At 64.8% G+C, this 24,602-nt stretch carries 24 protein-coding genes; 11 read left to right on the forward strand and 13 right to left on the reverse strand.

Going from position 1 to position 24,602, the window contains the following annotated elements; translation table 11 throughout:
• Nucleotides 1–6: 6 nt before the first annotated feature.
• The 10 genes from arsB to E4S58_RS12790 all read right to left on the reverse strand — a co-directional run bounded on the left by arsB (nt 7) and on the right by E4S58_RS12790 (nt 9,983).
• Nucleotides 7–1,020, reverse strand: a complete 1,014-nt coding sequence (arsB, locus tag E4S58_RS12745) for an ACR3 family arsenite efflux transporter (RefSeq protein ID WP_136636768.1) — start codon at nt 1,018–1,020, stop codon at nt 7–9.
• On the reverse strand, nt 1,017–2,276 hold the full coding sequence (gene arsJ / locus E4S58_RS12750; RefSeq protein ID WP_136636769.1) for an organoarsenical effux MFS transporter ArsJ: 1,260 nt from the start codon (nt 2,274–2,276) through the stop codon (nt 1,017–1,019). The genes arsB and arsJ overlap by 4 nt, the downstream gene beginning before the upstream one ends.
• Before the next feature lie 59 nt (nt 2,277–2,335).
• Entirely contained in the window at nt 2,336–3,334 is a 999-nt protein-coding gene (locus tag E4S58_RS12755) for an ArsJ-associated glyceraldehyde-3-phosphate dehydrogenase (RefSeq protein ID WP_136636770.1), read from the reverse strand.
• Nucleotides 3,331–4,161: an arsenate reductase/protein-tyrosine-phosphatase family protein gene (locus tag E4S58_RS12760; RefSeq protein ID WP_136636771.1), complete on the reverse strand. Its 831-nt coding sequence runs from the start codon at nt 4,159–4,161 to the stop codon at nt 3,331–3,333. The genes E4S58_RS12755 and E4S58_RS12760 overlap by 4 nt, the downstream gene beginning before the upstream one ends.
• A 67-nt stretch (nt 4,162–4,228) precedes the next feature.
• On the reverse strand, nt 4,229–5,074 hold the full coding sequence (locus E4S58_RS12765; protein ID WP_136636772.1) for an alpha/beta fold hydrolase: 846 nt from the start codon (nt 5,072–5,074) through the stop codon (nt 4,229–4,231).
• Nucleotides 5,071–6,144, reverse strand: coding sequence for a branched-chain amino acid ABC transporter permease (locus E4S58_RS12770; protein WP_136636773.1), 1,074 nt, complete (start codon nt 6,142–6,144; stop codon nt 5,071–5,073). The genes E4S58_RS12765 and E4S58_RS12770 overlap by 4 nt, the downstream gene beginning before the upstream one ends.
• Before the next feature lie 7 nt (nt 6,145–6,151).
• Nucleotides 6,152–7,144, reverse strand: a complete 993-nt coding sequence (locus E4S58_RS12775; RefSeq protein ID WP_136636774.1) for a branched-chain amino acid ABC transporter permease — start codon at nt 7,142–7,144, stop codon at nt 6,152–6,154.
• A 10-nt stretch (nt 7,145–7,154) separates the two neighbouring features.
• Nucleotides 7,155–7,859: an ABC transporter ATP-binding protein gene (locus tag E4S58_RS12780; RefSeq protein WP_136636775.1), complete on the reverse strand. Its 705-nt coding sequence runs from the start codon at nt 7,857–7,859 to the stop codon at nt 7,155–7,157.
• On the reverse strand, nt 7,856–8,617 hold the full coding sequence (locus E4S58_RS12785) for an ABC transporter ATP-binding protein (RefSeq protein ID WP_136636776.1): 762 nt from the start codon (nt 8,615–8,617) through the stop codon (nt 7,856–7,858). Before E4S58_RS12785 ends, E4S58_RS12780 begins: the two co-directional genes overlap by 4 nt.
• A 169-nt stretch (nt 8,618–8,786) precedes the next feature.
• On the reverse strand, nt 8,787–9,983 hold the full coding sequence (locus E4S58_RS12790; protein ID WP_136636777.1) for a substrate-binding domain-containing protein: 1,197 nt from the start codon (nt 9,981–9,983) through the stop codon (nt 8,787–8,789).
• Between the two features lie 109 nt (nt 9,984–10,092).
• Here E4S58_RS12790 and E4S58_RS12795 point away from each other — a divergent pair, with 109 nt between their 5' ends.
• The 3 genes from E4S58_RS12795 to E4S58_RS12805 all read left to right on the forward strand — a co-directional run bounded on the left by E4S58_RS12795 (nt 10,093) and on the right by E4S58_RS12805 (nt 12,700).
• On the forward strand, nt 10,093–10,704 hold the full coding sequence (locus tag E4S58_RS12795; RefSeq protein ID WP_240789545.1) for a LuxR C-terminal-related transcriptional regulator: 612 nt from the start codon (nt 10,093–10,095) through the stop codon (nt 10,702–10,704).
• 183 nt (nt 10,705–10,887) lie between these two features.
• Complete coding sequence (locus E4S58_RS12800; RefSeq protein ID WP_136636779.1) at nt 10,888–12,090, forward strand: M24 family metallopeptidase; 1,203 nt, start codon at nt 10,888–10,890, stop codon at nt 12,088–12,090.
• Between the two features lie 67 nt (nt 12,091–12,157).
• Nucleotides 12,158–12,700 carry a hypothetical protein gene (locus E4S58_RS12805; protein ID WP_136636780.1) on the forward strand — a complete coding sequence of 181 codons (543 nt, stop codon included), beginning with the start codon at nt 12,158–12,160 and terminating at the stop codon, nt 12,698–12,700.
• A gap of 5 nt (nt 12,701–12,705) precedes the next feature.
• Here the strand turns inward: E4S58_RS12805 and E4S58_RS12810 are convergent, their stop codons facing one another.
• Complete coding sequence (locus E4S58_RS12810; RefSeq protein ID WP_136636781.1) at nt 12,706–13,935, reverse strand: urate hydroxylase PuuD; 1,230 nt, start codon at nt 13,933–13,935, stop codon at nt 12,706–12,708.
• A gap of 106 nt (nt 13,936–14,041) precedes the next feature.
• On the opposite strand from E4S58_RS12810, the gene E4S58_RS12815 reads away from it, so the two are divergent.
• Nucleotides 14,042–14,953: a LysR family transcriptional regulator gene (locus E4S58_RS12815; protein WP_136636782.1), complete on the forward strand. Its 912-nt coding sequence runs from the start codon at nt 14,042–14,044 to the stop codon at nt 14,951–14,953.
• On the opposite strand, the gene uraH is transcribed toward E4S58_RS12815, so the two are convergent.
• Nucleotides 14,938–15,294, reverse strand: a complete 357-nt coding sequence (gene uraH / locus E4S58_RS12820; protein WP_136636783.1) for a hydroxyisourate hydrolase — start codon at nt 15,292–15,294, stop codon at nt 14,938–14,940. The genes E4S58_RS12815 and uraH overlap by 16 nt on opposite strands.
• A 147-nt stretch (nt 15,295–15,441) precedes the next feature.
• On the opposite strand from uraH, the gene puuE reads away from it, so the two are divergent.
• The 5 genes from puuE to E4S58_RS12845 all read left to right on the forward strand — a co-directional run bounded on the left by puuE (nt 15,442) and on the right by E4S58_RS12845 (nt 19,520).
• A complete protein-coding gene (puuE, locus tag E4S58_RS12825) occupies nt 15,442–16,854 on the forward strand; it encodes an allantoinase PuuE (protein ID WP_240789546.1) in 1,413 nt (470 codons plus the stop codon).
• Nucleotides 16,851–17,333: an ureidoglycolate lyase gene (locus E4S58_RS12830; RefSeq protein ID WP_136636784.1), complete on the forward strand. Its 483-nt coding sequence runs from the start codon at nt 16,851–16,853 to the stop codon at nt 17,331–17,333. The genes puuE and E4S58_RS12830 overlap by 4 nt, the downstream gene beginning before the upstream one ends.
• A 49-nt stretch (nt 17,334–17,382) precedes the next feature.
• Nucleotides 17,383–18,801, forward strand: coding sequence for a uracil-xanthine permease family protein (locus E4S58_RS12835; protein ID WP_136636785.1), 1,419 nt, complete (start codon nt 17,383–17,385; stop codon nt 18,799–18,801).
• A 147-nt stretch (nt 18,802–18,948) separates the two neighbouring features.
• Complete coding sequence (locus tag E4S58_RS18035; RefSeq protein WP_169052668.1) at nt 18,949–19,335, forward strand: hypothetical protein; 387 nt, start codon at nt 18,949–18,951, stop codon at nt 19,333–19,335.
• The gene (locus E4S58_RS12845) at nt 19,332–19,520 is read left to right on the forward strand and encodes a helix-turn-helix transcriptional regulator (RefSeq protein WP_136636786.1); all 189 of its coding nucleotides are present in this window, start codon (nt 19,332–19,334) and stop codon (nt 19,518–19,520) included. Before E4S58_RS18035 ends, E4S58_RS12845 begins: the two co-directional genes overlap by 4 nt.
• Nucleotides 19,521–19,525: 5 nt before the next feature.
• Here E4S58_RS12845 and E4S58_RS12850 read toward each other — a convergent pair whose 3' ends face one another.
• Nucleotides 19,526–20,362, reverse strand: coding sequence for a bifunctional allantoicase/(S)-ureidoglycine aminohydrolase (locus tag E4S58_RS12850; protein WP_136636787.1), 837 nt, complete (start codon nt 20,360–20,362; stop codon nt 19,526–19,528).
• 201 nt (nt 20,363–20,563) lie between these two features.
• Here E4S58_RS12850 and E4S58_RS12855 point away from each other — a divergent pair, with 201 nt between their 5' ends.
• The gene (locus E4S58_RS12855) at nt 20,564–21,616 is read left to right on the forward strand and encodes a homocysteine S-methyltransferase family protein (RefSeq protein WP_136636788.1); all 1,053 of its coding nucleotides are present in this window, start codon (nt 20,564–20,566) and stop codon (nt 21,614–21,616) included.
• Between the two features lies 1 nt (nt 21,617).
• On the forward strand, nt 21,618–24,335 hold the full coding sequence (metH, locus tag E4S58_RS12860; RefSeq protein WP_136636789.1) for a methionine synthase: 2,718 nt from the start codon (nt 21,618–21,620) through the stop codon (nt 24,333–24,335).
• The last annotated feature ends 267 nt before the right edge of the window (nt 24,336–24,602 follow it).

Below are 24,602 nucleotides of genomic sequence, written 5' to 3' on the forward strand. Positions count from 1 at the left end.
GTGGCCTCAGGGCTTTGCAAACTTCGCCCGCGTGCGGTTTGCAAAGCCGACAAGCGACAGCATGACAGGCACTTCGACCAGAACGCCCACCACTGTCGCCAGTGCGGCACCAGAGTTCAGTCCAAAGAGGCTGATCGCCACCGCCACGGCGAGTTCGAAGAAGTTCGATGTGCCGATCAGCGCGCAGGGGGCCGCGATGCGATGCGGGACCTTCAACGCATAGGCGGCGCCATACGCGAGGGCGAAGATCCCGTAGCTTTGGATGAGGATCGGCACGGCAATCAGGGCGATGACCGTGGGGCGCGACAGGATGACCTCTCCTTGCAGGCCAAAGAGGATCGCGACCGTGGCGATCAGGCCGATCATCGACAGGGGCTTGATCCGGGCGGTGAAGGCGTCGATCGCGGCGGGCGAGGCCAGCGCGCGGCGGGTCAGCAGGCCCGCAACCAGCGGCAGCACGACATAGAGAACCGTGGCCAGCACCAGCGTTTCCCACGGGACAGTGATGTCGGTGACCCCCAGCAGAAGGGCCACGATCGGCGCGAAGGCCACCACCATGATCAGGTCGTTGACCGACACCTGCACCAGCGTGTAGGTCGCATCGCCCCGCGTCAGCTGGGACCAGACGAAGACCATGGCGGTACAGGGCGCAGCGCCCAGCAGGATCAGCCCTGCGGTGTATTGCGCCGCATCCTCGGGGTCGATCCAGGGCGCGAAGACGTGGTCGAAGAAGAGCACGGCCAGAAGGGCCATGCTGAAGGGCTTGATCAGCCAGTTGACGGTCAGCGTCACCAGCAGGCCCCGGGGTTCTTTCGCGACCCCGGCGACGGCGGCGAAATCGACGTTCACCATCATCGGATAGACCATGGCCCAGATCAGCACGGCCACGACGAGGTTGATCGAGGCGACCTCGGCCCCGGCGACCAACTGGACAAGGCCCGGGGCGAGCGTGCCGATGGCGAGTCCGGTGATCATCGCAAGTGCGACCCAGAGGGTGAGAAGGCGTTCAAACGTGCTCATGCGGCGGATCCCTCTGCGCTCAGGCGGCCCGAGGTGAGGGCGGCGAAGGCCACCATGATGGCTGCGGTGCCAAGGACCATCGGCAAGCCGCCGATCTGGTAGGTCAGCCCGGACAGAAGCGTGCCGATCAGCCGTCCGCCGGCGTTGGCCATGTAGTAGAAGCCGACGTCCATGGTCACACGCTCGGACCGCGTGAAGGCGAGGATCAGGTAGGAGTGCAGCGAGGAGTTCACCGCAAAGACTGCGCCGAAAGCCAGAAGGCCCGCGACCAGAGTGGCCGTCAGCCAGGGGGCCGGGCCGGAGCTGGCAAGCGTCGCGGCGGTGAGCACGGCGGGGATCAGCGTCAGGCCGGTGGCCCAGCTGCGGGCCGCGCGGATCAGCGCAGCCTCGGGCCGGGTGGCGGCGCGTAGGATCCGGGGGGCGGCGGCCTGCACCGCGCCGTAGAGGATGATCCAGAGCGCCATGAACGTCCCGATCATGAAGAAGGCGGCGCGGTTGCCGGCCTCGGTCCCGTCCGACAGGACCGCGTAGAAGTAGATCGGGATGCCCACGACGAACCAGACATCCCGCGCGCCGAACAGGAAGACGCGCGCGGCCGACAGCCAGTTGACGTTGGCGGATTTCGAAAAGACCTCTGAAAACTTGGCGCCCTTGCGGCCCGTCGGCAGGCCCGAGGGCATCAGCGTCGCGACGGCGGCAAGGATCACGGCGAGGATCGCGGCCATCGACAGCACCGACCCGGTGAACCCGAGCGTGGCCAGAAGCGCAGCACCCAGCAGGAAGCCCACGCCCTTGACCGCGTTCTTCGATCCGGTCAGCACCGCGACCCATCTGAAAAGCCCGCCCTGTCCCGCGGGGGCCAGCAGTTTGACGGCGGATTTCGACGACATCTTGGCCAGGTCCTTGGCTACTCCGGACGCGCCTTGGACCAGCATCACGAAGGTGACCGAGGCCGCGATGGTCCAGCCCGGGTCAAGCTGCGTCAGGGCCAGCAGCGCCAGGACCTGAAGGCCGAGCCCGGCGTAGAGGGTCGAAGCCAGGCCAAAGCGCGCGGCGATCCATCCGGCGGCGAGGTTGGTGATCATGCCCGCGATTTCGTAAAGGACGAACAGATAGGCCAACTGCACCGGAGTGAAGCCAAGCGTGTGGAAGTGCAGCAGGATCAGCATCCTGAGCGCGCCGTCTGTCAGCATGAAGGCCCAGTAGGCGGCCGTGACGGCGATATAGGCGGACAGGCCCTGGGGTTTTTCGGTCATGCTGGCGTCCCGCGTGCGGATGGGTCGGATGAGTATTTATGGCAAGATGAAGCGGGGCCTCAGAGAGAGGCGCCCACCATCAGCGCGACATCGACGAGGCGATGCGCATAGCCCATTTCGTTGTCGTACCAGGCGTAGATCTTCACCTGCGTGCCGTTCACGACCATGGTCGAGGGTGCGTCGATGATCGAGGAGCGCGTGTCGTTGGTGTAGTCGGTCGAGACGAGGGGGCGGGCTTCGTAGCCGAGGATGTCCTTGAGCGGGCCTTCGGCGGCGGTCTTGAAGAGGGCGTTGACCTCGTCTGCGGTGGTGGGGGTTTCGACCTCGAACACGCAATCGGTGAGCGAAGCGTTTAGAAGCGGAACGCGCACGGCGTGGCCGTTGAGGCGGCCCTTGAGCTCGGGGTAGATCAGCGTGATCGCGGTGGCCGAGCCGGTTGTGGTGGGGATCAGCGAGTTGAGCGCAGAGCGCGCGCGACGCAGGTCCTTGGCGGGACGGTCGACGATGGTCTGGGTGTTGGTCACGTCGTGGATCGTGGTCATCGACCCGTGCTTGATGCGCAGATTTTCATGGATGACCTTGACCACCGGGGCGAGGCAATTGGTGGTGCAGGAGGCGGCGGTGACGATGCTGTGCTGTGCCGGATCATAGGTGTCGTCGTTCACGCCGATGACGATGTTGGCGGTCGGGCCGTCCTTGACCGGGGCCGAGACGACAACCTTTTTCACGCCGGCGTCGAAATAGGGGGCGAGCTTGGCGTGGGTCTTGAAGACGCCGGTGCAGTCGATCACCACGTCGACACCATCAAGCGGCAGCTGGGTCAGGTCCGTGGTGCCGATGAAGGGCAGGCGGGTGCCGTCGATGGTCACGCTGTCCGCGTCATGCGCGAAGGTGGCGGGCCAGCGGCCGTGGACCGTGTCGAATTCCAGCAGGTGGGCGTGCATTTCCGGATCGCCGACCGCATCGTTGATCCAGGCGATCTTCGCGCCGCGTTCAAGCAGCGGGCGGAGGGCGAGCTTGCCCATGCGGCCAAGGCCGTTGATGGCGTAGGTGGTCATTGGCTGGGTTCCTTGGTTCGGCCGATCTCGTCTACGGCGGATTGCAGGGCGATGCGGTCGAGCGTGTCGATCGGCAGGGCCGCAAAGGCCTCGATCCGGTGCTTGAGCGCGCCGTAGGCCTGTTGAAAGGCGAGGCTTTTTTCGGCGTCGGTGCCGGTCGCCTTGACCGGGTCGGGCATGCCCCAGTGGCCCGAGATCGGCTGGCCTTCCCAGGCCGGGCATTCCTCGTTCGCGGCCTGGTTGCAGACGGTGAAGACAAAGTCGAGGACGGGCGCGTCGGGGCCGCTGAATTCCGACACGTTCTTGGCGCGCAGCACGTCGGTGTCGTGCCCTTTGTCCTGCAGCACCTGCAGGGCAAACGGGTTGAGCTCGGACTGCGGTTTGGTGCCGGCCGAGTAGACGTTGAACCGGTCGTTCGCCGTGGCACGCAGCAGGCTTTCGGCGAAAATCGACCGAGCCGAGTTGCCGGTGCAGATGAAGAGGACGTTGTATTTCCGATCCGTCATGGTGGTCATCCCTTGTGAACGGAGAGAGGAGAGGTCCGGGCGGGCGCGGGCGACGTCGACGTACAGATCGTCGAACATCTGTCGCACGCGCGTCATGTCGATGGCGTAGAGTAGAGAGGTGCCGTGGCGGTCCTGTGTCACCAGCCCCGCGCCCTGAAGGGCCGAGAGGTAGGTGGACATGGTGCTTGGCTTGATCGCGAGCGCGGCGGCCAGTTCGCCGGCCGACACGCGGTCAGGATACCGCCGCATCAGCAGGCGAAAGACCGCGATCCTGTGCGGATGACCCAAGGTGGTCAGCTGATGCGTGATCTCTATTTCCATAGTTCATGGAATTATGAAATATAGGCGCCCGTCGCAAGTGAAGCTTTGGTGACGCTTTTGCGACAGGTCAGGTCAGGGTGGCGATGATCCCACGGATCAGGTCCGTGTCACCGGGTTCCGACAGGCTGGGCGCATGGCCCATGCCGGGTTTGATCGTGGTGCCCATCTGCGGCTGAAGCGCCTGCATCTTGGCGATAATGGGCTGGGTGAGCAGGTCCGAGTCCGCGCCGCCGATCAGGTGCATTGGCAGAGTGATCTTGGTGAACCGGTCCCAGCTTCGGAATTCCTGCGGCGAGGCGGTGAACTGCACCGTGATCTTCGGGTCGTAATGGGTGGTGAACATCCCGTTCGCCTTGCGCCGGACCGAGGTGCGGGCCATGCGCGTCCAGAAGGGATCGGGCGGGCTCCCGAAGGGGGCATAGGCGGCGCGAAGCCAGGCCTCGACCTCGGTCAGCGTGCGAAATTCCGGGGACTGGTCGGCATAGGCGAGGATCCGGTCTATGGCGTCCTGCGGGACCTCGGGGCCGATGTCGTTGATCACCAGCCAGTCCAGCCGCGCGGCAAGGGGGCCGGAGGCCATGTGCATCCCGATCAGCCCGCCCATGGAGGTGCCGATCCAGCCGGTCCTGTCGATCCCGTAGGCGTCCAGCAGATCGGCGGCGATGCCGGAATAGTATTCAAGGGAATATTCCCGCTCTGGATCAGCGGACCAGGACGATAACCCGCGCCCGATCGTGTCGGGGCAGAGGACGAAGTACTGCTCAGACAGGTCGGCGGCGAGGTCGTCGAAATCGCGCCCGGTGCGGGCCAATCCGTGCCACATGACCAGCGCGGGGTTCGACGGATCGCCCCATGTGGTCACGTGGATTTCATGGTCCATCACCGGGATGAAGGCGTGGCTGGGCTGGGTCATGTCCGGGCCCCCTTGTCCATGATCGTGCCCGCGATCCCCTTGGGGAAGAAATAGACGAGCAGGATGAAGATCAGGCCGAGCCAGAGAAGCCAGCGGTCGGGCTCTAGCAGGTGGGGCAGGACGGGGATGTTGGCGGTGGCTTCGGACGCGACCTCCATCAGGTCGCGCAGGTAGTATTGCGCCATGACCAGCAGAACGGCCCCGATGACCGCCCCCCAGAGCGTGCCCATGCCGCCGATCACCACCATCAGCAGGATGTCGATCATGATGGCGAAGGACAGCGCGGTGTCGGGGCCGGTGTATTTCAGCCAGATGGCATAGATCGTGCCCGCCAGCGACGCGATGACGGCGGTGATGCAGAAGACGAAGGTGCGGTAGCTGACGACGCGGTATCCGATCGCCTCGGCCCGGGCCTCGTTCTCGCGGATCGCCTTGAGCACCGTGCCAAGCGGCGAGGCGGTGATGCGCAGCATGACGATGAAAAGCGCGAGCGAGGTGAAGAAGACGAAGTAATAGGCTGCGAGCTTGCCGTTCATCCGGACACCCGCGATGCGCAGCACCTTGCCGTCCTCGTCGGTCATCAGCTTGGTCGCGGTCTTGAAGAAGTCGGGCGTGCGATAGGTGATGCCATCCTCGCCCCCCGTCAGCTGCGACAGCTGCGAGGCCAGCACCAGCGCGACCGAGGCGGCGGCGAGGGTGATCATGGCAAAGAAGATCGCCTTCACCCGCAGCGACAGCAGGCCGATGGCCACGGCAAGGACCAGTGACAGGGCAATGCCTGCGACGGCGCCAATGCCGATGGAGGCCCATGTATTGCCAAGCTGCTTCAGCGCGATGGCGGCCCCGTAAGCGCCGAAGCCGAAGAACATGGTGTGGGCGAAGCTGACGATCCCGGTGTAGCCGATCAGAAGGTCATAGCTGGCGACCAGCACCACGAAGATGCAGATCCGGGCCGCGACCTCGACCGAGCGGACGTCCTGGAAAAGGAAGGGGGCGAAGAGAAGCGCGGCAGCGATCACCAGCACGATGGCCTTCACGATCAGGGCGCCTGTGGTTTTGTCTTGGGTCATCGGGGCCTCACTTGATCGCTGGTTTCAGACCGGCGGGACGCCAGAGCAGGATGGCGACCATCAGGATCATGTTCGAGGCCAGCGCCATCTTGGGGGCAAGGAAGCCGATGTAGTTCGACACCAGCCCCACCATCAGCGCGCCCAGAAGAGTGCCCTCGATCGATCCCAGCCCGCCGATGATGACGACGATGAAGACGATGATCATCATCTCCGCGCCAAGCGTCGGGTCGATCAGGGTCTGATAGCCGGCCCAAGTGGCCCCGCCCATGGCGGCAAGGGCGGATCCGCCCATGAAGACGCCGATGAACAGCCGGTCGATGCGAAAGCCGAGCGCCTCGACCATCTCGCGGTTTTCGACGCCGGCGCGGATCAGCAGGCCGATGCGGGTGCGGTTCAGCACGAGGTACAGCAGGGCATAGACCGCCACGCCGAGGACCAGGGCGAAGACGCGGTAGATCTCGATCGAGACGTCGCCGATGATCCACGAGCCTTCCAGGAAGGCGGGGCGTGGGACGGTCATGGGGGTACCGCCCCAGATGGCGAGAATGATCTGTTCGGCCACGATCAGCGCGCCCATGGTGATCAGGATCTGGCGCAGGTGGTCCTTGTAGACGGGTTTGATGATCACCGTCTCGAAGAACCAGCCGCCGATCATGCCGAACATCACGGCGGCGGCGATGGCGAAGATCAGGGCGAGCGAGGCGAGCGCCACGCTGCCGCTGCCCAGCCAGCCGCCGAAATAGGCGAGGGTCGAGGCCGCGACGAAAGCGCCGAAGCTAACAAAGGCCGAATGGCCGAAGTTCAGCACATCCATCAGGCCGAAGACGAGGCTGAGCCCCGAGGCCATGAGAAAGATCATCATGCCCATGGCCAGCCCCGCGACGGTCAGCGTGACCCAGGACGAGGGCGCGCCGATCAGCACGAAGGCGATGAGGGCGACGGCAACTGGCAGCAGGTTGACCCCGCCGAAGCGCCCGAGGGTTTGGGAAAGTTGGTCCATCACGGTCTCCTCAGGCGGACAGGCTGAGCAGGCGGTCCTGCAGGTCTTGGTCGGCCACGAAATCGGCCATGGTCCCGGCGTGCACGATGCGGCCGTCGTCGATGACGGCCATGTCGCGGCCCAGGCGCTTGGCGAACTGGAAATTCTGTTCGACCAGCAAGATCGTGGTGGTTTCGGCGATTTCGGCAAAGGCGTCGGCCATGGCGTCGACGATGGACGGGGCAAGGCCCTTGGTCGGTTCGTCGATCAGGATCAGGTCGCGCGGTTCGATGATCGCACGGGCCACCGACAGCATCTGTTTCTGCCCGCCCGACAGGCTCCAGGCCTGCTTGGTCCAGAATTTCTCGATCGCGGGGAACAGCGTGTAGATCCGTTGCAGCCGGGTCTGATCGAACTGGCCGGACTTGGTCGCGAGGATCAGGTTTTCCTCGACCGTGAGGCTGCCGAAGATGCCCATGTCCTCGGGCACGAAGGCGATGCCAAGCTGGGCGATATCAGCGGTATGCAGGGCGGTGATGTCCTGCCCGCGGAGGATGACCGACCCGGGCGAGGGGCGCCACATGCCCATGATAGACCGCAGCGTCGTGGTCTTGCCCGCGCCGTTGCGGCCCAGCAGGACAAAGACGCCGCCCTCGGGCACCTCTAGCGTGACGTCATGCAGCACGGCGTACTGGCCGATGTTGGTCTGCATCCTGGTGATCGACAGAAGGCTCATGCCGGTTCCTCCGACTTGCCGAGGTAGACGTCGCGGACGATCTGGCTCGACATCACCTCGGACGGCGCGCCATCGGCCAGCAGTTCGCCGTTGTGCAGCACGATTATCCGGTCGGCCAGCGCACGCACCACGTCCATCTTGTGTTCGACCAGCAGGATCGTCTTGCTCTGGTCCTTTTTCAGGTCCGCGATCAGGTCCAGCACGTCGGGCGTGTGGTCCAGCGACATGCCGGCGGTCGGTTCGTCGAACATGTAGATGTCGGGCTCCATCGCCATCAGCAGCGCGACCTCGAGCTTGCGCTGGTCGCCATGGGGCAGGGCGGCGGCGGGCTGATGGGCGACGCGGGTCAGCTTGGCGGCCTCAAGGTACCGTTCGGCCTTGGCGGTCAGCCCGGTCAGGGTGCGCGCGGCGGTGAAGACGCGCCAGCCGTCGCCCGACTGGGCCTGCACGGCGAGGCGGATGTTTTCCAGCACCGAGAGCTGCGGAAAGAGGTTGGTCAGCTGAAACGCACGACCGATCCCGTGGCGCGCCCGCGCCGAGGGGGCGAGCGAGGTGATGTCGGTGCCATCCTTGATGACCCGGCCCGAGGTGGCGGGCAACTGGCCGGAGATCAGGTTGAAATAGGTGGTTTTCCCGGCCCCGTTCGGGCCGACGATCACGGTCAGTTCGCCGGGGCGGAAATCACAGCTGACCGCATTGACCGCGACGTGACCGCCGAAGCGGATCGTCAGGTCCTCGGTGCGCAGGGAAGGTGTCATGGGATGCTCGGATCGGGATGTGAGATCGGGCCGGGGAGGGGCTCTGCCCCGCTGCCCATGCGGGCAGCCCCCGGGATATTTTCGGCAAAAAGAAAGCGCGGGTGCGACGCCTGTTGCTGAGGCGGTGCCCTCCCCCCGGGAGGGGAGGGCGGAGGGGAGGGCGGAGGGGTCAGTTCTCGCGACCGATGGGAATGTCCATTTCGTCCGCGGGGATGATCCGGACCTTTTCGGGGATCGCCCAGTCGACCGCATCGTCGACCTTGATCTTGAAGTGCAGCATGTCCTGCAGTGCCTGGTGATCTTCGGGACGGAAGGTCATGGTGCCCTTGGGCGTTTCCCAGGACATGCCTTCCATCGTCTCGATCAGCGTGTCGGTCTCGTAATCCGGGGCTTCCTTCAGCGCCTTGACCACGGCGAGCGCGGCCGACATGCCACCGGCGGTGAAGAAGTCGGGCGGGCCGTCAAAGCGCGCCATGTGTTCCTTCACGAGCCAATCGTTGATCTCGTTGTCGAAGCCTTCGTAGTAATAGTAGACCGCGCCTTCGAGACCGGGGAACCGCTTGTAGGTCGGCAGGACGGGCAGGATGTGGCCGCCCATGGAGATCTCGATGTCGAAGCGGGCCGGGTCCATCGCCTGGATCTTGCCGGGCGCGTCACCGCCGCCGGCGATGTAGATCAGGATGACCTTGCGGCCTTCCTTGTCCTTGAGCGCGTTGAACATGCGTTCGGCATAGGCGGTGAAGTCGGTGGTGCCCTGCGGCACGTATTCTTCGGTCACCACGGTCGCGCCGGACCCGTCGAGCGCGGATTTGAAGGCGGTGATGCCGTCACGACCGAAGGCGTAATCCTCGGCCAGGGTGGCGACGAAGAGGTTTTCGTCGGGTTTCAGCGCCAGCGCCTGGGCCTGCATGTCCATCGAGGAGTTGCGCGAGGTCTTGAAGACGTAGCGGTTGCTGTCCGGGCCGGTAAGGCTGTCGGCGACGGCCGGTTCGACGATCAGGATCTTTTCGTATTCCTCGGCGATCGGAAGCATGCCGACGGTGACGCCCGACGACGTTGCGCCAACGGCCAGCAGCACCTCGTCGTCGCCATAGGCTTCGGCGAGGACGGCGCGGGCGACGTCGGGTTTGAACTGCGTGTCCTTGATGATCAGTTCGATCGGGCGGCCGTTGATTTCATTGGTGCCGTCGGTGCCGTATTCGATCCCCATCTCGAACCCGGTCTGGGCCTGTTTGGAAAAGGCTTCGAAGGCAGAGCCCGACAGGCCGTGGATCAGGGCGATCTTGATCGGATCCTGGGCAATGGCGCTCGTGGCCATGGCAAGCCCCATGGCCGCGCCGGTGAGCGCGCGGAAAATGGTTTTCATGATGTCCTCCCATTTGCGGACCGTCCCTGACCCGTTGCGTGGGCGGGGTGGGTCCTCTAATCCTTTCGGTGAGGGAAGTATCCTCCCGCGGATGGAACGGCACAATATTGTGGAAACACGTAAGCAGGATGCGCGGGTCGATGCGGCCTACGACAGCGGGGATTTCGCCGGAATTGCCTTTGATTTCGCGCCTGTAGGGCTGGTGCTGACGGAAAACCGGCTGATCCGCGACTGCAACCGGGCCTTCGCGGAGATGTTCGGATACGAGGTGGGCGAGCTGCGCGACCAGTATTTCGCGATCCTCTATCCCAGCAACGAGGAGTTCGTGAACATCCGCGACCGGGGCGTCGACCAGCTGCGCGAGACGAACCGCTATTGGGACGAACGGATCATGGCGCGCAAGGACGGGAGCCTCTTCTGGTGCCGGGTGCGCGGGCATTCGTTCACGCCCGACGAGCCGCTGATGCGCGCGGTCTGGAGCTTTGCCGACCTGTCGGAAATCCGCCCCTATCGCGAACTGACCCGGCGCGAGCGCGAAATCGTGTCGCTGCTGGCCGACGGGCTGACCAGCAAGGAGATCGCGATCAAGCTTGAGCTGTCCTACCGCACGGTCGAGGTCTATCGCGCCAAGCTGCTGAAGAAGTTCGGCGTGGCCAATACCTCGGCGCTCTTTCAGTCGATGGCGAGCCTTGACGACGACAGCCGGATCGTGTCGCGCTAGGGGTACTGTTGCCGGACCGGTGATCGGTGCAGATTTCCGTTGCCTGTGCTGAGGCACCGGGGCCATATGGCGGCAGGGCAGGCGATGGCGTCGCCGGCGTCGCTGACGCGCCCCATCTTCCATCCTGAACGCCGGGATTCACCCGTGTCGTGGCCCCGCCGCGACCGAGAGAGGATTTTGCGAATGGACCGTCCCGATTTCTACCGCTTTCACCAGGGCGACCGCGTTCTGCCCTTCGAGGCGTCGGAATATGACGCGCGGCTGGCCAGGCTGCGCGCGATCATGCAGGCCAAGGGCGTCGTCGCCTGCGTCTTCACCTCGATGCACAATATCGCCTATTACTCGGGCTTTCTGTATTGTTCGTTCGGGCGGCCCTACGGGCTTGTCGTGACCGACACCGACAGCGTGACGATCAGCGCAGGCATCGATGCGGCGCAGCCCTGGCGGCGCAGTCACGGCGACAACATCACCTACACGGATTGGCAGCGGAACAACTTCTGGCGGGCGGTCGCGTCGGTGACCGGCGAGAACCAGGTGGTGGGGTTCGAGGGCGATCACCTGACGCTGGTGCAGCGCGACCTGCTGGAGGACTTCCTGCGCCCGTCGGTCACGCTCGATATCGCGCCGGACACGATGGTGCAGAGGATGCACAAGTCGGTGGCGGAGCTGGCGCTGATCCGGCAGGGGGCGGCGGTGGCCGATGTGGGCGGCCATGCGATCCGCGATGCGATCCGCGAGGGCGTGCGGGAAATCGACGTGGCCATGGCCGGGCGCGACGCGATGGAGCTGGAGATCGCCAAACGGTTTCCCGACGCCGAATATCGCGACACCTGGGTCTGGTTCCAGTCCGGCATCAACACCGACGGCGCGCATAACCCGGTGACGGGGCGGGTCTTGCAGCGCGGCGATATCCTGTCGCTGAACACCTTTCCCATGATCTCGGGCTATTACACCGCGCTGGAACGGACGCTGTTCGTGGGCGAGGTCGATGACGCGAGCCTGAAGATTTGGGAGGCCAATGTCGCCGCGCATGAGTATGGCATGTCGCTGCTGAAGCCCGGTGTCTCCTGCGCCGAGGTGACGGAGGCGATCAACGCGGTCTTCGCGGACCGCGACCTGCTGCAATATCGGACCTTCGGCTACGGGCATTCCTTCGGGGTGCTGTCGCATTACTACGGTCGCGAGGCGGGGCTGGAGCTGCGCGAGGACATCGACACGGTGCTGGAGCCGGGGATGGTGATCTCGATGGAGCCGATGCTGACGATCCCCGAGGGTCTGCCGGGCGCGGGCGGGTATCGCGAACACGATATCCTGTTCATCACCGAAGACGGGAACGAGGACATCACCGGCTATCCCTACGGGCCGGAGTTCAATGTGGTGGGCTGACGCCTGACCACTGGACAGGCCCCGCGCGACGGTATCGAGTGATCGTCGCGCGGTATCCCGAGTCGTCATGCCCAGTCGTCGTCCATTTTCCTTCTATGCAACCGGCCCCGATCTGGCCCCGGTGCTTGCCCGGGTCGAGGCGGGCGCGGATATTCACTATGTCGATCTGACCGACCGGCTGTCCCCGGATCTGAGCGTTCATCGCAGCGTGACGGAGATCCCCGATTTCCTGACCTCCCCGACCGGCGTGCTGAACCGGCAGTTCTATATCCTTCCCTCCGGCGTGATCCCGCAGCCCAAGGTCGCCCCGCACATGGACGGGCGGCCGCGTTATAGCCTGACGCCGCAACAGGTGCCTGAGGCGATCGTGCTGGATGAACATGGCCTGTGTCCGGGGAAGGGCCTGCTGCCGTCGCGGATCTATCTGGTGGGCGATAATGCCGACCTGATGCGCATCTATCGGGCGATCCTGAAGGCCGTGCGATCCGATTTTGAGCCTGTCCGGGGGTGGTGGCTGGGCCCGCAGGCGTTCGAGATGCTGACCGCCGGAGAGCGTCTGACGGCCTTCCTTGCCGCGCCTCGCGCGAATGACCTGACGCCGGATCGCTAGGTCCGTCAGTCGGTGGCGGCGCGGTACCAGGCCAGGATCTGTCGGCGGGCCGCGGGCTCCATCCGGATGGCGTTCGGCGGGGGCATGGCGTGGGTGCGTCCGGCCTGCATGTAGATCTCGTGCGCGTGGCGGGCGACGTCGGCCTGGGTTTCCAGCAGCACGCCCCTGGGCGCCCAGTGCATCCCGTCCCAGGACGGCTCGCGCGCGTGGCACATCGAACAGTTGCCGACGACGGCGAAATAGGCGTCCTCGAACCCTTCGGCCTGCGCAAAGGTTTGTTCAACGGGGGTAAGGGCGCGCGCCTCGCTGGCCTCGTAACTGTCACCGCCGGTGAAGGTCGAAAGCCAGGCGATCACGATCATGATGATGACGGTCACGCCCCAGGTCCAGGTGGGGCCCGTGCCGGTGCGGTGCATGGTGTTGAAATAGTGCCGGATCGTCACGCCTGTCAGGAAGATGAGCGACACGATCACCCAGTTGTACTGGGTCGCGAAGGCCAGCGGGTAGTGCGTCGACAGCATCAGGAAGACGACCGGCAGCGTCAGGTAGTTGTTGTGGGTCGAGCGCAGCTTGGCGATCTTTCCGTACCTGGCATCCGGGGTGCGGCCCGCCTTGAGATCCGCCACCACGATGCGCTGGTTCGGCATGATCTGGAAGAAGACGTTGCCGGTCATGATCGTGGCGGTGAAGGCGCCAAGATGCAGCAGCGCAGCGCGCCCGGTGAAGATCTGGTCATACCCCCAGGCCATCACCACGAGGATGACGAAGAGCAGAAGCATCAGGGTGGTCGGGCTTTCGCCCAGCTTCGACTTGCAGAGATAGTCGTAGGCCAGCCAGCCAACGGTCAGAGACCCGGCCGAGATCACGATGCCCTGCCAGAGCGACAGCTGCGCCTTGGTCGGGTCCAGCAGGAAAAGCTCTCCTCCCACCCAGTAGACGATCATCAGCAGCGCCGCACCGGACAGCCAGGTCGTGTAGCTTTGCCATTTGTGCCAGGTCAGGTGTTCCGGCATCCGGGCCGGGGCGACCATGTATTTCACGGTGTGATAGAAGCCGCCGCCGTGAACCTCCCATTCCTCGCCATGCGCGCCGTCGGGCAGGGCGTCGTTCGGTTTCAGCATCAGGTCCAGCGCGATGAAGTAGAACGACGCGCCGATCCAGGCCATCGCGGTGATGACGTGCAGCCAGCGGACGGAAAAGGCGATCCAGTCCCAGATCACGGCGAGGTCGAACATGCTTGCTGCTCCTTGGGCGGGGTGGGGGTGTGGGGCAACCCTATGCGAAGGGATTTTATTCCGCTATCTCAGAGGAAAGCCAAGCAGCATCAAAATATCCCGAAGAATGAGCTATCTCGACAATATCCGCACCTTTGTCCGTGTCTATGAATTGGGCAGCATGTCGGCGGCGGGCCGGGATCTGCGGATCTCTCCGGCTGTGACGTCGTCGCGGATTTCGCAGCTTGAGGACCACCTGGGCGTGCGCCTGTTCCAGCGCACCACGCGCAGCCTGTCGCCGACCGAACAGGGCAAGGCCTTCTATCGCGGGGCGGCGGATATCCTGGATGCGGTGGCAGGGGCCGAGGCAGAGGTGGCCAATATCACCGACAATCCGAAGGGCGCGCTTTATGTTGCGGCACCTCTTGGGGTCGGGCGGCGGCTGATCGCGCCGCAGGTGCCGGGGTTTCTGAAGGCCTATCCCGAGGTCAGCCTGCGCCTGCGCCTGACCGACCGCAAGGTCGACCTGACGACCGAGGGGCTGGATCTGGCGTTCTTCCTTGGCCAGCCCGAGGACAGCAACCTCAAGATCCGCAAGATCGCGGACGTGGAGCGCGTGCTCTGTGCCGCGCCTGACTACATCGCGGCGCGCGGCGCACCTGCGGACGGTGCGGCGCTGGTGGCCGAGGGGCATGAATGTCTGCGATTGCGCTATCCCGGCGCGACCGAATTTCGCTGGACCCTGCGGACGGCGGAAGGGCCCGTGCGGTTCAACGTGGCGGGACGCTATGAATGCGACGACGGCGACGTGCTCACCGATTGGGCGCTGGCCGGGCAGGGCATCGCGCTGAAACCGCGGTTCGAGATCGCGGATCACCTCGCGGCGGGGCGGCTGGTGGTGGTGGCCGAGGCCACGCCGCCCGAACCGATCCAGATGGCCTGCCTGTTCACGCATCGCCGCAGGCAGGATCCCAAGGCCCGGCTTTTCATGGAATACATCACCGACCGGATCGTCGGGGCGTTTCAGGACCCGCGATAGGTGCTCATCCCATAGGGCGACAGCAGCAGCGGCACGTGGTAATGCGCGTCCGGATCGGACATGCCAAAGCGGATCGGCACCTGGTCAAGGAACAGGATGTCCTCGTCGACCTGGCCGGTGGCGCGCAGGTAGTCGCCGGCGAAGAAGATCAGCTCATAGGTGCCGGTCTTGAACTTTTCGGCGGGCAGGACAGGCGTGTCGGTGCGGCCGTCGGCATTGGTCACCGCCTCGGCGATCTTCTTGTGAGAATTGCCGCTGACCCGGTAGAGCGCGATCCTGATCCCCTGGGCCGGGCAGCCGCGTGCCGTGTCCAGAACATGGGTGGTGAGGTATCCGCTCATGATGATGTCTCCTTCGATGTGACTATGCCTAAGGCGGTCGTGCCGGGGAAGGCAAAGGCCGGGATGCCGAAGGCTCTTTCAAGTGGTTTTTGATAATGATGCGTGATCTTCTGGCTTAAGAACATTCAAAACACCGGGGGACGACAGGTGCAACGCTATCCGCGCGACATGACAGGGTATGGGCGACACCAGCCAAAGGCCAACTGGCCGGGCGGAGCGAAGATCGCAGTGCAGATCGTGCTGAATTACGAAGAGGGCGGCGAAAACAACATCCTGCACGGGGATGCTGCGTCCGAGGCGTTTTTGTCCGAGATCACCGGCGCGCAGCCTTGGCCAGGCATGCGCCACTGGAACATGGAAACGATCTATGAATACGGGTCGCGCGCCGGGTTCTGGCGGGTGCGCGACGTGCTGGGCGATCTGCCCGTGACTGTCTACGGCGTGGCGACCGCGCTGGCCCGCGCGCCTGAACAGCTGGCCGAGATGAAACGCGCCGGGTGGGAGATCGCGAGCCACGGGCTCAAGTGGGTCGAACACAAGGACATGGATCCCGAGGACGAGCGCGCCCAGATCCGCGAAGCGATCCGCCTGCATACCGAGGTCGTCGGCACCCCGCCGCGCGGCTGGTACACGGGGCGCTGTTCGCTGAACACCATTCCACTGGCCGCCGAGGAAGGCGATTTCGCCTATATCGCCGACAGCTATGCCGACGATCTGCCCTACTGGATGCGCACGGGGGGCAAGGATCAGCTGATCGTGCCCTACACCATGGACTGCAACGACATGCGGTTCGGTATCCAGGCCGGGTTCACCGACGGGGCGCAGTTCGAAGGCTTTCTGAAAGACAGTTTCGACCAGCTTTACGCCGAAGGCGTGGCCGGTGCGCCCAAGATGCTGTCGATTGGGCTGCACTGCCGGATCGCGGGGCGGCCGGGTCGCGCCATCGCGCTGAAGCGGGCGCTGGATCACATGGCTGCCCACGAGGGCGTCTGGTTCGCCACGCGCGAGGCGATCGCGGATCATTGGGCGGCGGAACATCCCAAGCCGCAGACGGTCCGGCCGTCCGAGATGTCGAAAGAGGATTTCGTCGCGGCCTACGGCGGTATCTTCGAGCATTCGCCCTGGATCGCCGAAGGTGCGCATGGGCTTGAACTTGGGCCGACGCACGACTGCGCGGCGGGGGTGCACAATGCGCTGGCGCGGATCTTCCGCACGGCCAGCGATGACCAGCGGCTGGGGGTGCTGACGGCGCATCCGGACCTGGCCGGCAAGCTTGCGGCGGCGGGGCGTCTGACGGCCGAGTCGACGGCGGAACAGGCGGGCGCGGGGCTGGACATGCTGACCGACGCCGAACGCGCGACCTTTACCGATCTGAATACGCGCTACACCGACAAGCACGGCTTTCCGTTCATCATCGCGGTGAAGGACAACACCAAGGCCAGCATCCTCGACGCCTTCCGGCGCCGGATCGACAACGACCGCGCGACCGAGTTCGCCGAGGCCTGCCGCCAGGTCGAACGCATCGCCGAGTTGCGCCTGAACGAGAAATTCGGCGCATGACCCGGATCCGCATCCAGCCGCTGACGGCCCAGGCCTTCGCGCCCTTCGGCGATGTGCTTGAGGTCGCGGGCGACCCGGACAAGATCATCAATCAGGGGATGTGCGGGCGATACCATGACCGTGCCCAGCTTGATTTCGAAGACGGGCGGGCGGGCATCAGCCTGTTCAACGCCGAACCCCGGTCGCTGCCCTACCGGCTGGACATGGTCGAACGGCATCCGCAGGGCAGCCAGGCCTTCCTGCCGATGTCGCAGCATCCCTTCCTGGTGATCGTCGCGCCGGATGCAGGGGGTCAGCCCGGCGAACCGGTCGCCTTTCGCACCGCACCGGGGCAGGGGATCAACCTGCATCGCGGCACATGGCACGGGGTTCTGACGCCGCTGCATGCGCCGGGGCTTTTCGCCGTCGTCGACCGGATCGGTGCAGGCGCGAACCTGCAGGAACACTGGTTCGACCAGCCTTTTGAGGTCACCGAATAAAAAGCGTCGGCCAAAGGTCGGCATCCACAACCACGGGAAGGGACAGACCATGGCAGACGCCACACTCGGAACTCCGGATCAGTTGCGCGATCCGAACTACACGCCGCCGCTGGCCAAGGCGGTGCCGCTTGGCATCCAGCACGTGCTGGCGATGTTCGTCAGCAACGTGACGCCGGCGATCATCGTCTGCGGCGCGGCGGGCTTCGGCTTTGGGTCGAACAGCCCGGATTTCCCGCAGATGATCTACATGATCCAGATGTCGATGTTCTTTGCCGGCATCGCGACGCTCTTTCAGTCAATTGGCATCGGCCCCGTGGGCGCGCGGCTGCCGATCGTGCAGGGGACGTCCTTTGCCTTCATTCCGATCATGATCCCGCTGGTCGCGGGCAAGGGGGTCGAGGCGATGGCCGTGCTGATGGGCGGGGTCTTCGTCGGCGGTCTGTTCCATGCCGTTCTCGGCCTGTTCATCGGCAAGATCCGGTTTGCCCTGCCGCCGCTGGTGACGGGGCTGGTGGTGACGATGATCGGTCTCGCGCTGGTCAAGGTCGGCATCCAGTACGCGGCGGGCGGCGTGCCCGCGATCGGGACGCCGGAATACGGATCGGGCATCAACTGGCTGATGGCGGCCACGGTGATCGTGGTGACGCTCGGGCTCAAGTTCTTCGCGCGCGGGATGCTGTCGGTGTCGGCGGTGCTGGTCGGGCTCTTGGCGGGCTATGTGCTGGCCTTCGTCCTTGGCCAGGTGAACCTGGGCAACGTCGGGCGGGCCGCGACCTTCGCCTTGCCGAACCCGCTGCACTTCGGGCTGGAGTTCTCTTTCGCCGCGATCCTCGGGTTCTGCCTGATGGCCTTCGTGTCGGCGGTGGAAACCGTGGGCGACGTGAGCGGGATCACCAAGGGCGGCGCGGGCCGCGAGGCGACGGACCGCGAGATCCAGGGCGCGACCTATGCGGACGGGCTGGGCACGGCGGTGTCGGGGCTGTTCGGCGCGCTGCCCAACACGTCGTTCAGCCAGAACGTCGGACTGATCGCCATGACCGGCGTGATGAGCCGCCACGTCGTGACCATCGGCGCGATCTTCCTGATCCTCTGCGGGCTGGTGCCCAAGATCGGCGCGGTGATCTCCTCGGTCCCGATCGAGGTGCTGGGCGGTGGCGTGATCGTCATGTTCGGCATGGTCGTGGCGGCCGGTATCTCCATGCTGTCGGATGTGGTCTGGAACCGGCGCAACATGGTGATCTTCGCGATTGCCCTGTCGCTTGGCCTTGGCCTGCAGCTTGAACCGGATGCGCTGCAGTACCTGCCGGGCACGTGGAAAGTGCTGGCGACCAGCGGCATCCTTCCGGCGGCGCTGATCGCCATCGTGCTGAACCTGATCCTGCCAGATGAGCTTTCGGACGAGGCCACCGAAGAGGTCAACGGCGGCATGTCCGGTCACGGCGCCGGATCACTGTGGACCCGGAAATAAGCAGCGTCGCGACGTTGGGCAACCACGGGGGGCGGCGCTGGATGCGCCGTCCCTTTTGCGTTCGTTGACGCGGGCCCATGTAAACCAAGCTTGACATTGCCGCAGGTGACGGCAATGTAAAGGTCACTTTACAAATCCGAGGTGCCGATGTCCCCCAAGACCCTGCTGCGTCATGCCATGCCCACGGTCGTCAGTCTGGCGGCCTACATCGTCGTTCTGGTCATATCGCTTCGCCTGCTGGGGCGGGGGATCGACAGCCGGGTGCTGGCGACCGCGATCAGCCTGGCCCCGATGATCCCGGCCTGCATCCTGGCCCTGTCGATCGTGCGGGCCACCCGGCGGGCGGACGAGATGCAGCAGCGTATCCAGCTAGAGGCCGTGACCATGGCCTTTGTCGGCACGGCGCTGATCACCTTCAGTTACGGCTTCCTGGAAAACGTGGGCTTTCCTCGCCTGTCGGCCTTCGCGATCTGGCCCCTGATGGCCGTGCTCTGGATGATCGGCGGCGTGATCGCGGCGCTGCGCTACAGATGAAGAACGTGATCCGCGACCTGCGCGGCGAACGGGGCTGGTCGCAGGCGCAGTTGGCGGAACAGTTGGGCGTGTCGCGCCAGACCGTGATTGCGCTGGAACGCGGGCGTTACGACCCCAGCCTGCCGTTGGCCTTTACCATCGCCGCGACCTTCGGGCGCCGGATAGACGAGATCTTTACGCCCTGACCGCCTTATCGGTGACCCGCCAGCGGCCGCAGCGGCATGTGCCGGTTCACGTCTTTATATAGTAGATAACGGAAGGGGCCGGGGCCGCCGGCATAGCAGGCCTGCGGGCAGAAGGCGCGAAGCCACATGAAATCGCCGGCCTCGACCTCGACCCAGTCGGCGTTCAGGCGATAGGCGCCCTTGCCCTCGAGCACATAGAGGCCGTGCTCCATCACATGCGTTTCCAGAAACGGGATCACCGCGCCGGGCAACAGCGTGACGATGGTCACATGCATGTCGTGGCGCAGATCCGCAGGGTCGACGAACCGCGTGGTGGCCCATTTTCCGTCGGTGCCGGGCATGGCCGTGGGGGTGATGTCGTTTTCATTGAGGAACAGCGGGCCGGGCGTATCGAGCCCCGGGGCAAGCTGATAGGCCTTGCGGATCCAGTGGAACCGCGCGGTATCATCGGCGCTGTTCTTCAACGTCCAGCCCGATGACGGTGGCAGGTAGGCATATCCCCCGGGGGTCAAGGTGTGGGTGCGGCCCGCGACCGTGACCTCAATCGCGCCTTCGACGACGAACAGCACGCCCTCGGCTTCGGGGTCGGTTTCCGGCAGGTCCGATCCGCCGCCCGGCTGCACCTCCATGATGTATTGCGAAAACGTCTCGGCAAAGCCGGACATCGGCCGGGCAATGACCCAAAGCCGCGTGCCGGTCCAGCCGGGCAGGAAGCTGGTCACGATATCCCGCATCACGCCACGGGGCAGCACCGCATAGGCGTTGGTAAAGATCGCGCGGTCGGTCAGAAGCTGGTCCTGGCCGGGGTGGCCGCCGTGGGGGGCATAGTAGCTGCGGGTCATGGGGGATCCTGCGGTTGATCGGGTCTTCACTATGGGCCGGGCGCGGGGGACAGACCAGCGCGACTTGGGCGACAGGACTGTTCGGGAAAACTTGATAGCGCGGCTGCTATATGAATGATCCTCATAATCCTGTCGCAATATATGAATTTGCCTGTCTGGTGGCGCGTCCTTATTTGCGAAGCAAACCAGCACGGGATCGACATGATCAACTTCTCTCTTCCTTCTTCCGACACCTTTGCCCAGATCCGGCAGGCCGCGCAGGACCGTATCCTGATCCTTGACGGCGCCATGGGCACGATGATCCAGACGCTTGGCATGAGCGAAGAGGATTTCACCGGCGGCGGCCATATCCACGGGCCCGGCTGCCGGCATCATCCGACCGATCATCCCCAGAAGGGCAACAACGATCTGCTGGTGCTGACGCAGCCGCAGGCGATCGAGGACATTCAACTTGAGTTCGCATTGGCGGGCGCCGATATCCTCGAGACGAACACCTTTTCCTCGACCACGATCGCGCAGGCGGATTACGGGCTGGAAGCGGCGGTGCATGATCTGAACGTCGCGGGCGCACAGGTCGCGCGGCGCGCGGCGGACCGGGCGACGGCGCAGGACGGACGGCCCAGATGGGTGGCCGGGGCCGTGGGGCCGACCAACCGGACGGCCTCGATCAGTCCGGACGTGAACGACCCGGGCTACCGCGCTGTCACCTTCGACGATCTGCGGCAGGCCTATGGTCAGCAGATCCGGGGGCTGATCGAGGGCGGGTCGGACCTGATCCTGATCGAGACGATCTTTGACACGCTGAATGCGAAGGCGGCGATCTTTGCCGCCTTCGAGGCCTTTGCCGAACATGGGCGGCGCCTGCCGATCATGATCTCGGGCACGATCACCGATGCCTCGGGGCGGACCCTGTCGGGGCAGACGCCCACGGCCTTCTGGCATTCGGTGCGGCATGCGCGGCCCTTCACCGTGGGTCTGAACTGCGCCCTTGGGGCTGATGCGATGCGACCGCATATCACCGAACTGGCGGGCGTGGCCGACACGCTGATCTGCGCCTATCCGAACGCGGGCCTGCCCAATGCCTTCGGCCAGTACGACGAGACGCCCGATCAGACGGCCGCCAAGGTCGAGGTCTTTGCCCGCGAAGGTCTGGTCAATATCGTCGGCGGCTGCTGCGGCACCACGCCCGACCATATCGGCGCCATTGCCGACCACGTTGCGGGCCATGCGCCGCGCCAAGTGAAAGGGGCCTGAGATGACCAAGCCATTGCTGCGCCTTTCGGGGCTGGAACCCTTTGTCCTGACCGCCGACATCCCCTTCGTGAACGTAGGCGAACGCACCAACGTCACCGGGTCGGCCAAGTTCCGCAAGCTGATCACCAACCGCGACTACGCGACCGCGCTGGATGTGGCGCGGGATCAGGTGGAAAACGGCGCCCAGATCATCGACATCAACATGGACGAAGGCCTGATCGATTCCAAACAGGCGATGGTCGATTTCCTGAACCTGGTGGCGGCCGAGCCCGACATCGCGCGGGTTCCGGTGATGATCGACAGCTCCAAATGGGAGGTGATCGAGGCCGGTCTGCAATGCGTGCAGGGCAAGCCCGTGGTCAACTCGATCTCGCTGAAGGAAGGGGAGGAGGCGTTCATCCACCATGCCTCGCTCTGCCTTGCCTACGGCGCGGCGGTCGTGGTCATGGCCTTTGACGAACAGGGCCAGGCCGACAGTTTCGCCCGCAAGACCGAGATCTGCGCCCGCGCCTACAAGGTGCTGACCGAAACCGTCGGCTTCCCGCCCGAAGACATCATCTTTGATCCCAACGTCTTTGCCGTCGCCACCGGCATCGAAGAGCATGACAACTACGGCGTCGATTTCATCGAGGCCACGCGCTGGATCCGCCAGAACCTGCCGCACTGCCATGTGTCGGGCGGGGTGTCGAACCTGTCGTTCAGCTTTCGCGGGAACGAACCGGTGCGCGAGGCCATGCATGCCGTCTTCCTCTATCACGCGATCAAGGCGGGGATGGACATGGGCATTGTCAACGCCGGTCAGCTGGCGGTCTATGACCAGATCGATGCGGACCTGCGCGAGGCCTGCGAGGATGTGGTACTGAACCGCACCCCGGCCAATGGCGGCAACGCGACCGAAAACCTGCTGGAGGTCGCCGAGCGTTTCAAGGGCGACAAGCGCGAGGCCAAGGTGCGCGACCTGGCCTGGCGCGACTGGCCGGTGGAAAAGCGTCTGGAACATGCGCTGGTCAACGGCATCACCGAATTCGTCGACGAGGATACCGAAGCCGCCCGGGTCGCGGCCGAAAAGCCGCTCGACGTGATTGAAGGCCCGCTGATGGCGGGGATGAACGTGGTGGGTGACCTCTTTGGCGCGGGCAAGATGTTCCTGCCACAGGTGGTGAAATCGGCCCGGGTGATGAAACAGGCCGTGGCTGTGCTGCTGCCCTACATGGAGGCCGAAAAGGCCGGGGGCCGCGACAGTGCGGGCCGCGTGCTGATGGCGACCGTGAAGGGCGACGTGCATGACATCGGCAAGAACATCGTCGGCGTCGTGCTGGCCTGCAACAATTACGAGATCATCGACCTGGGCGTGATGGTGTCGCCGCAGAAGATCCTTGAAGAGGCGAAGGCGCATGATGTCGACATCATCGGCCTGTCCGGGCTGATCACGCCGTCGCTGGATGAAATGGTGCACCTTGCCTCCGAACTGGAACGCGAAGGGTTCGACGTGCCACTGCTGATCGGCGGGGCGACAACCTCCAAGGTGCATACGGCCGTGAAGATCGCGCCGCGCTATTCGAAAAGCCAGGCGATCTATGTCACCGATGCCAGCCGTGCGGTCGGGGTCGTGTCACAGCTTTTGTCGAAGACGCAGAAGCAGCCCTATATCGACGGCATCCGGGCCGAGTATTCCGAGGTGGCCGAACGGCACGAACGGGCCGAACGAGCCAAGCAACGCCTGCCACTGGCCGCCGCGCGGGCCAACGCGATGAAGATCGACTGGACGGATTACAAGGTTACGGCGCCCAGGTTCACCGGCGCCCGGGTCATCGACGACTGGGACCTGGCCGAAATCGCGCGCTACATCGACTGGACGCCGTTCTTCCAGACGTGGGAGCTGAAGGGCGTCTACCCCCGGATCCTCGAGGACGAGACATACGGGGAGGCCGCGCGCAATCTGTTCAACGACGCCCAAGCGATGCTGCAACGGATCGTGGGCGAAAAATGGTTCGGCCCTCGGGCTGTCGTCGGCTTCTGGCCTGCGAACCGGGTCGGCGACGACATCCTGCTCTTCAAGGGTGAGGACCGCAGCGACCCGCTGGCGACGCTGCACACGCTGCGTCAGCAGACCTCCAAGCGGAAGGACAGCCCGAATCTGGCGCTCGCCGATTTCGTCGCGCCCGAGGGCGTCGCGGATTACGTCGGCGGTTTCGTCGTGACCGCAGGCCCCGAGGAAGCCGCGATCGCCGAGCGGTTCGAAAAGGACGGGGACGATTACGCGTCGATCATGGTCAAGGCGCTGGCCGATCGCTTTGCCGAAGCCATGGCCGAGATGCTGCACGAACGGGTGCGGCGCGACTACTGGGGCTATGGGGCTGGTGAGGCCTTCTCTCCGCAGGAGCTGATCGGCGAACCCTATCGCGGCATCCGTCCTGCCCCGGGCTATCCCGCTCAGCCCGACCACACCGAGAAAGAGACGCTGTTCGATCTGCTGGATGCGGGCGCGACCACCGGAGTGGAGCTGACCGAGTCGATGGCGATGTGGCCGGGGTCCTCCGTGTCGGGGCTCTATATCGGTCATCCGCAGGCCTATTACTTCGGCGTGGCCAAGGTCGAACGCGACCAGGTGAGCGATTATGCGGACCGAAAGGGGATTCCCCTGGAGGAGGCCGAACGCTGGCTAGCCCCGATCCTGAACTACCGTCCGGGCGATTCAGCGGTGATCGCGGCCGAATAGGGGGCGGAATTGCACGAAAATCAGGGGGGCGGCCTGCGGGCCGCCCCTTTGTTTTGGCCTGATCCGACAGGTCGCGCAGGGCAGGGGGCGGCACAGACCCCTTGTTTTGCTGAAGTTTTGAAGGGCGAGGGAACTTTTTTGGGGTTGGGGTGAAGTTTTTTGAAAAAAGCGCTTGCGGACTCACAGCACTGACCGTAAAAGCCCCTTCACCGGCGGCGCTGAGGCGCACAACGGGACGCCAGACGGAACGACGGAGCGAGGCTCTGG

Source organism: Pseudooceanicola onchidii (genome assembly GCF_004959925.1).
GTDB lineage: Bacteria > Pseudomonadota > Alphaproteobacteria > Rhodobacterales > Rhodobacteraceae > Pseudooceanicola > Pseudooceanicola onchidii.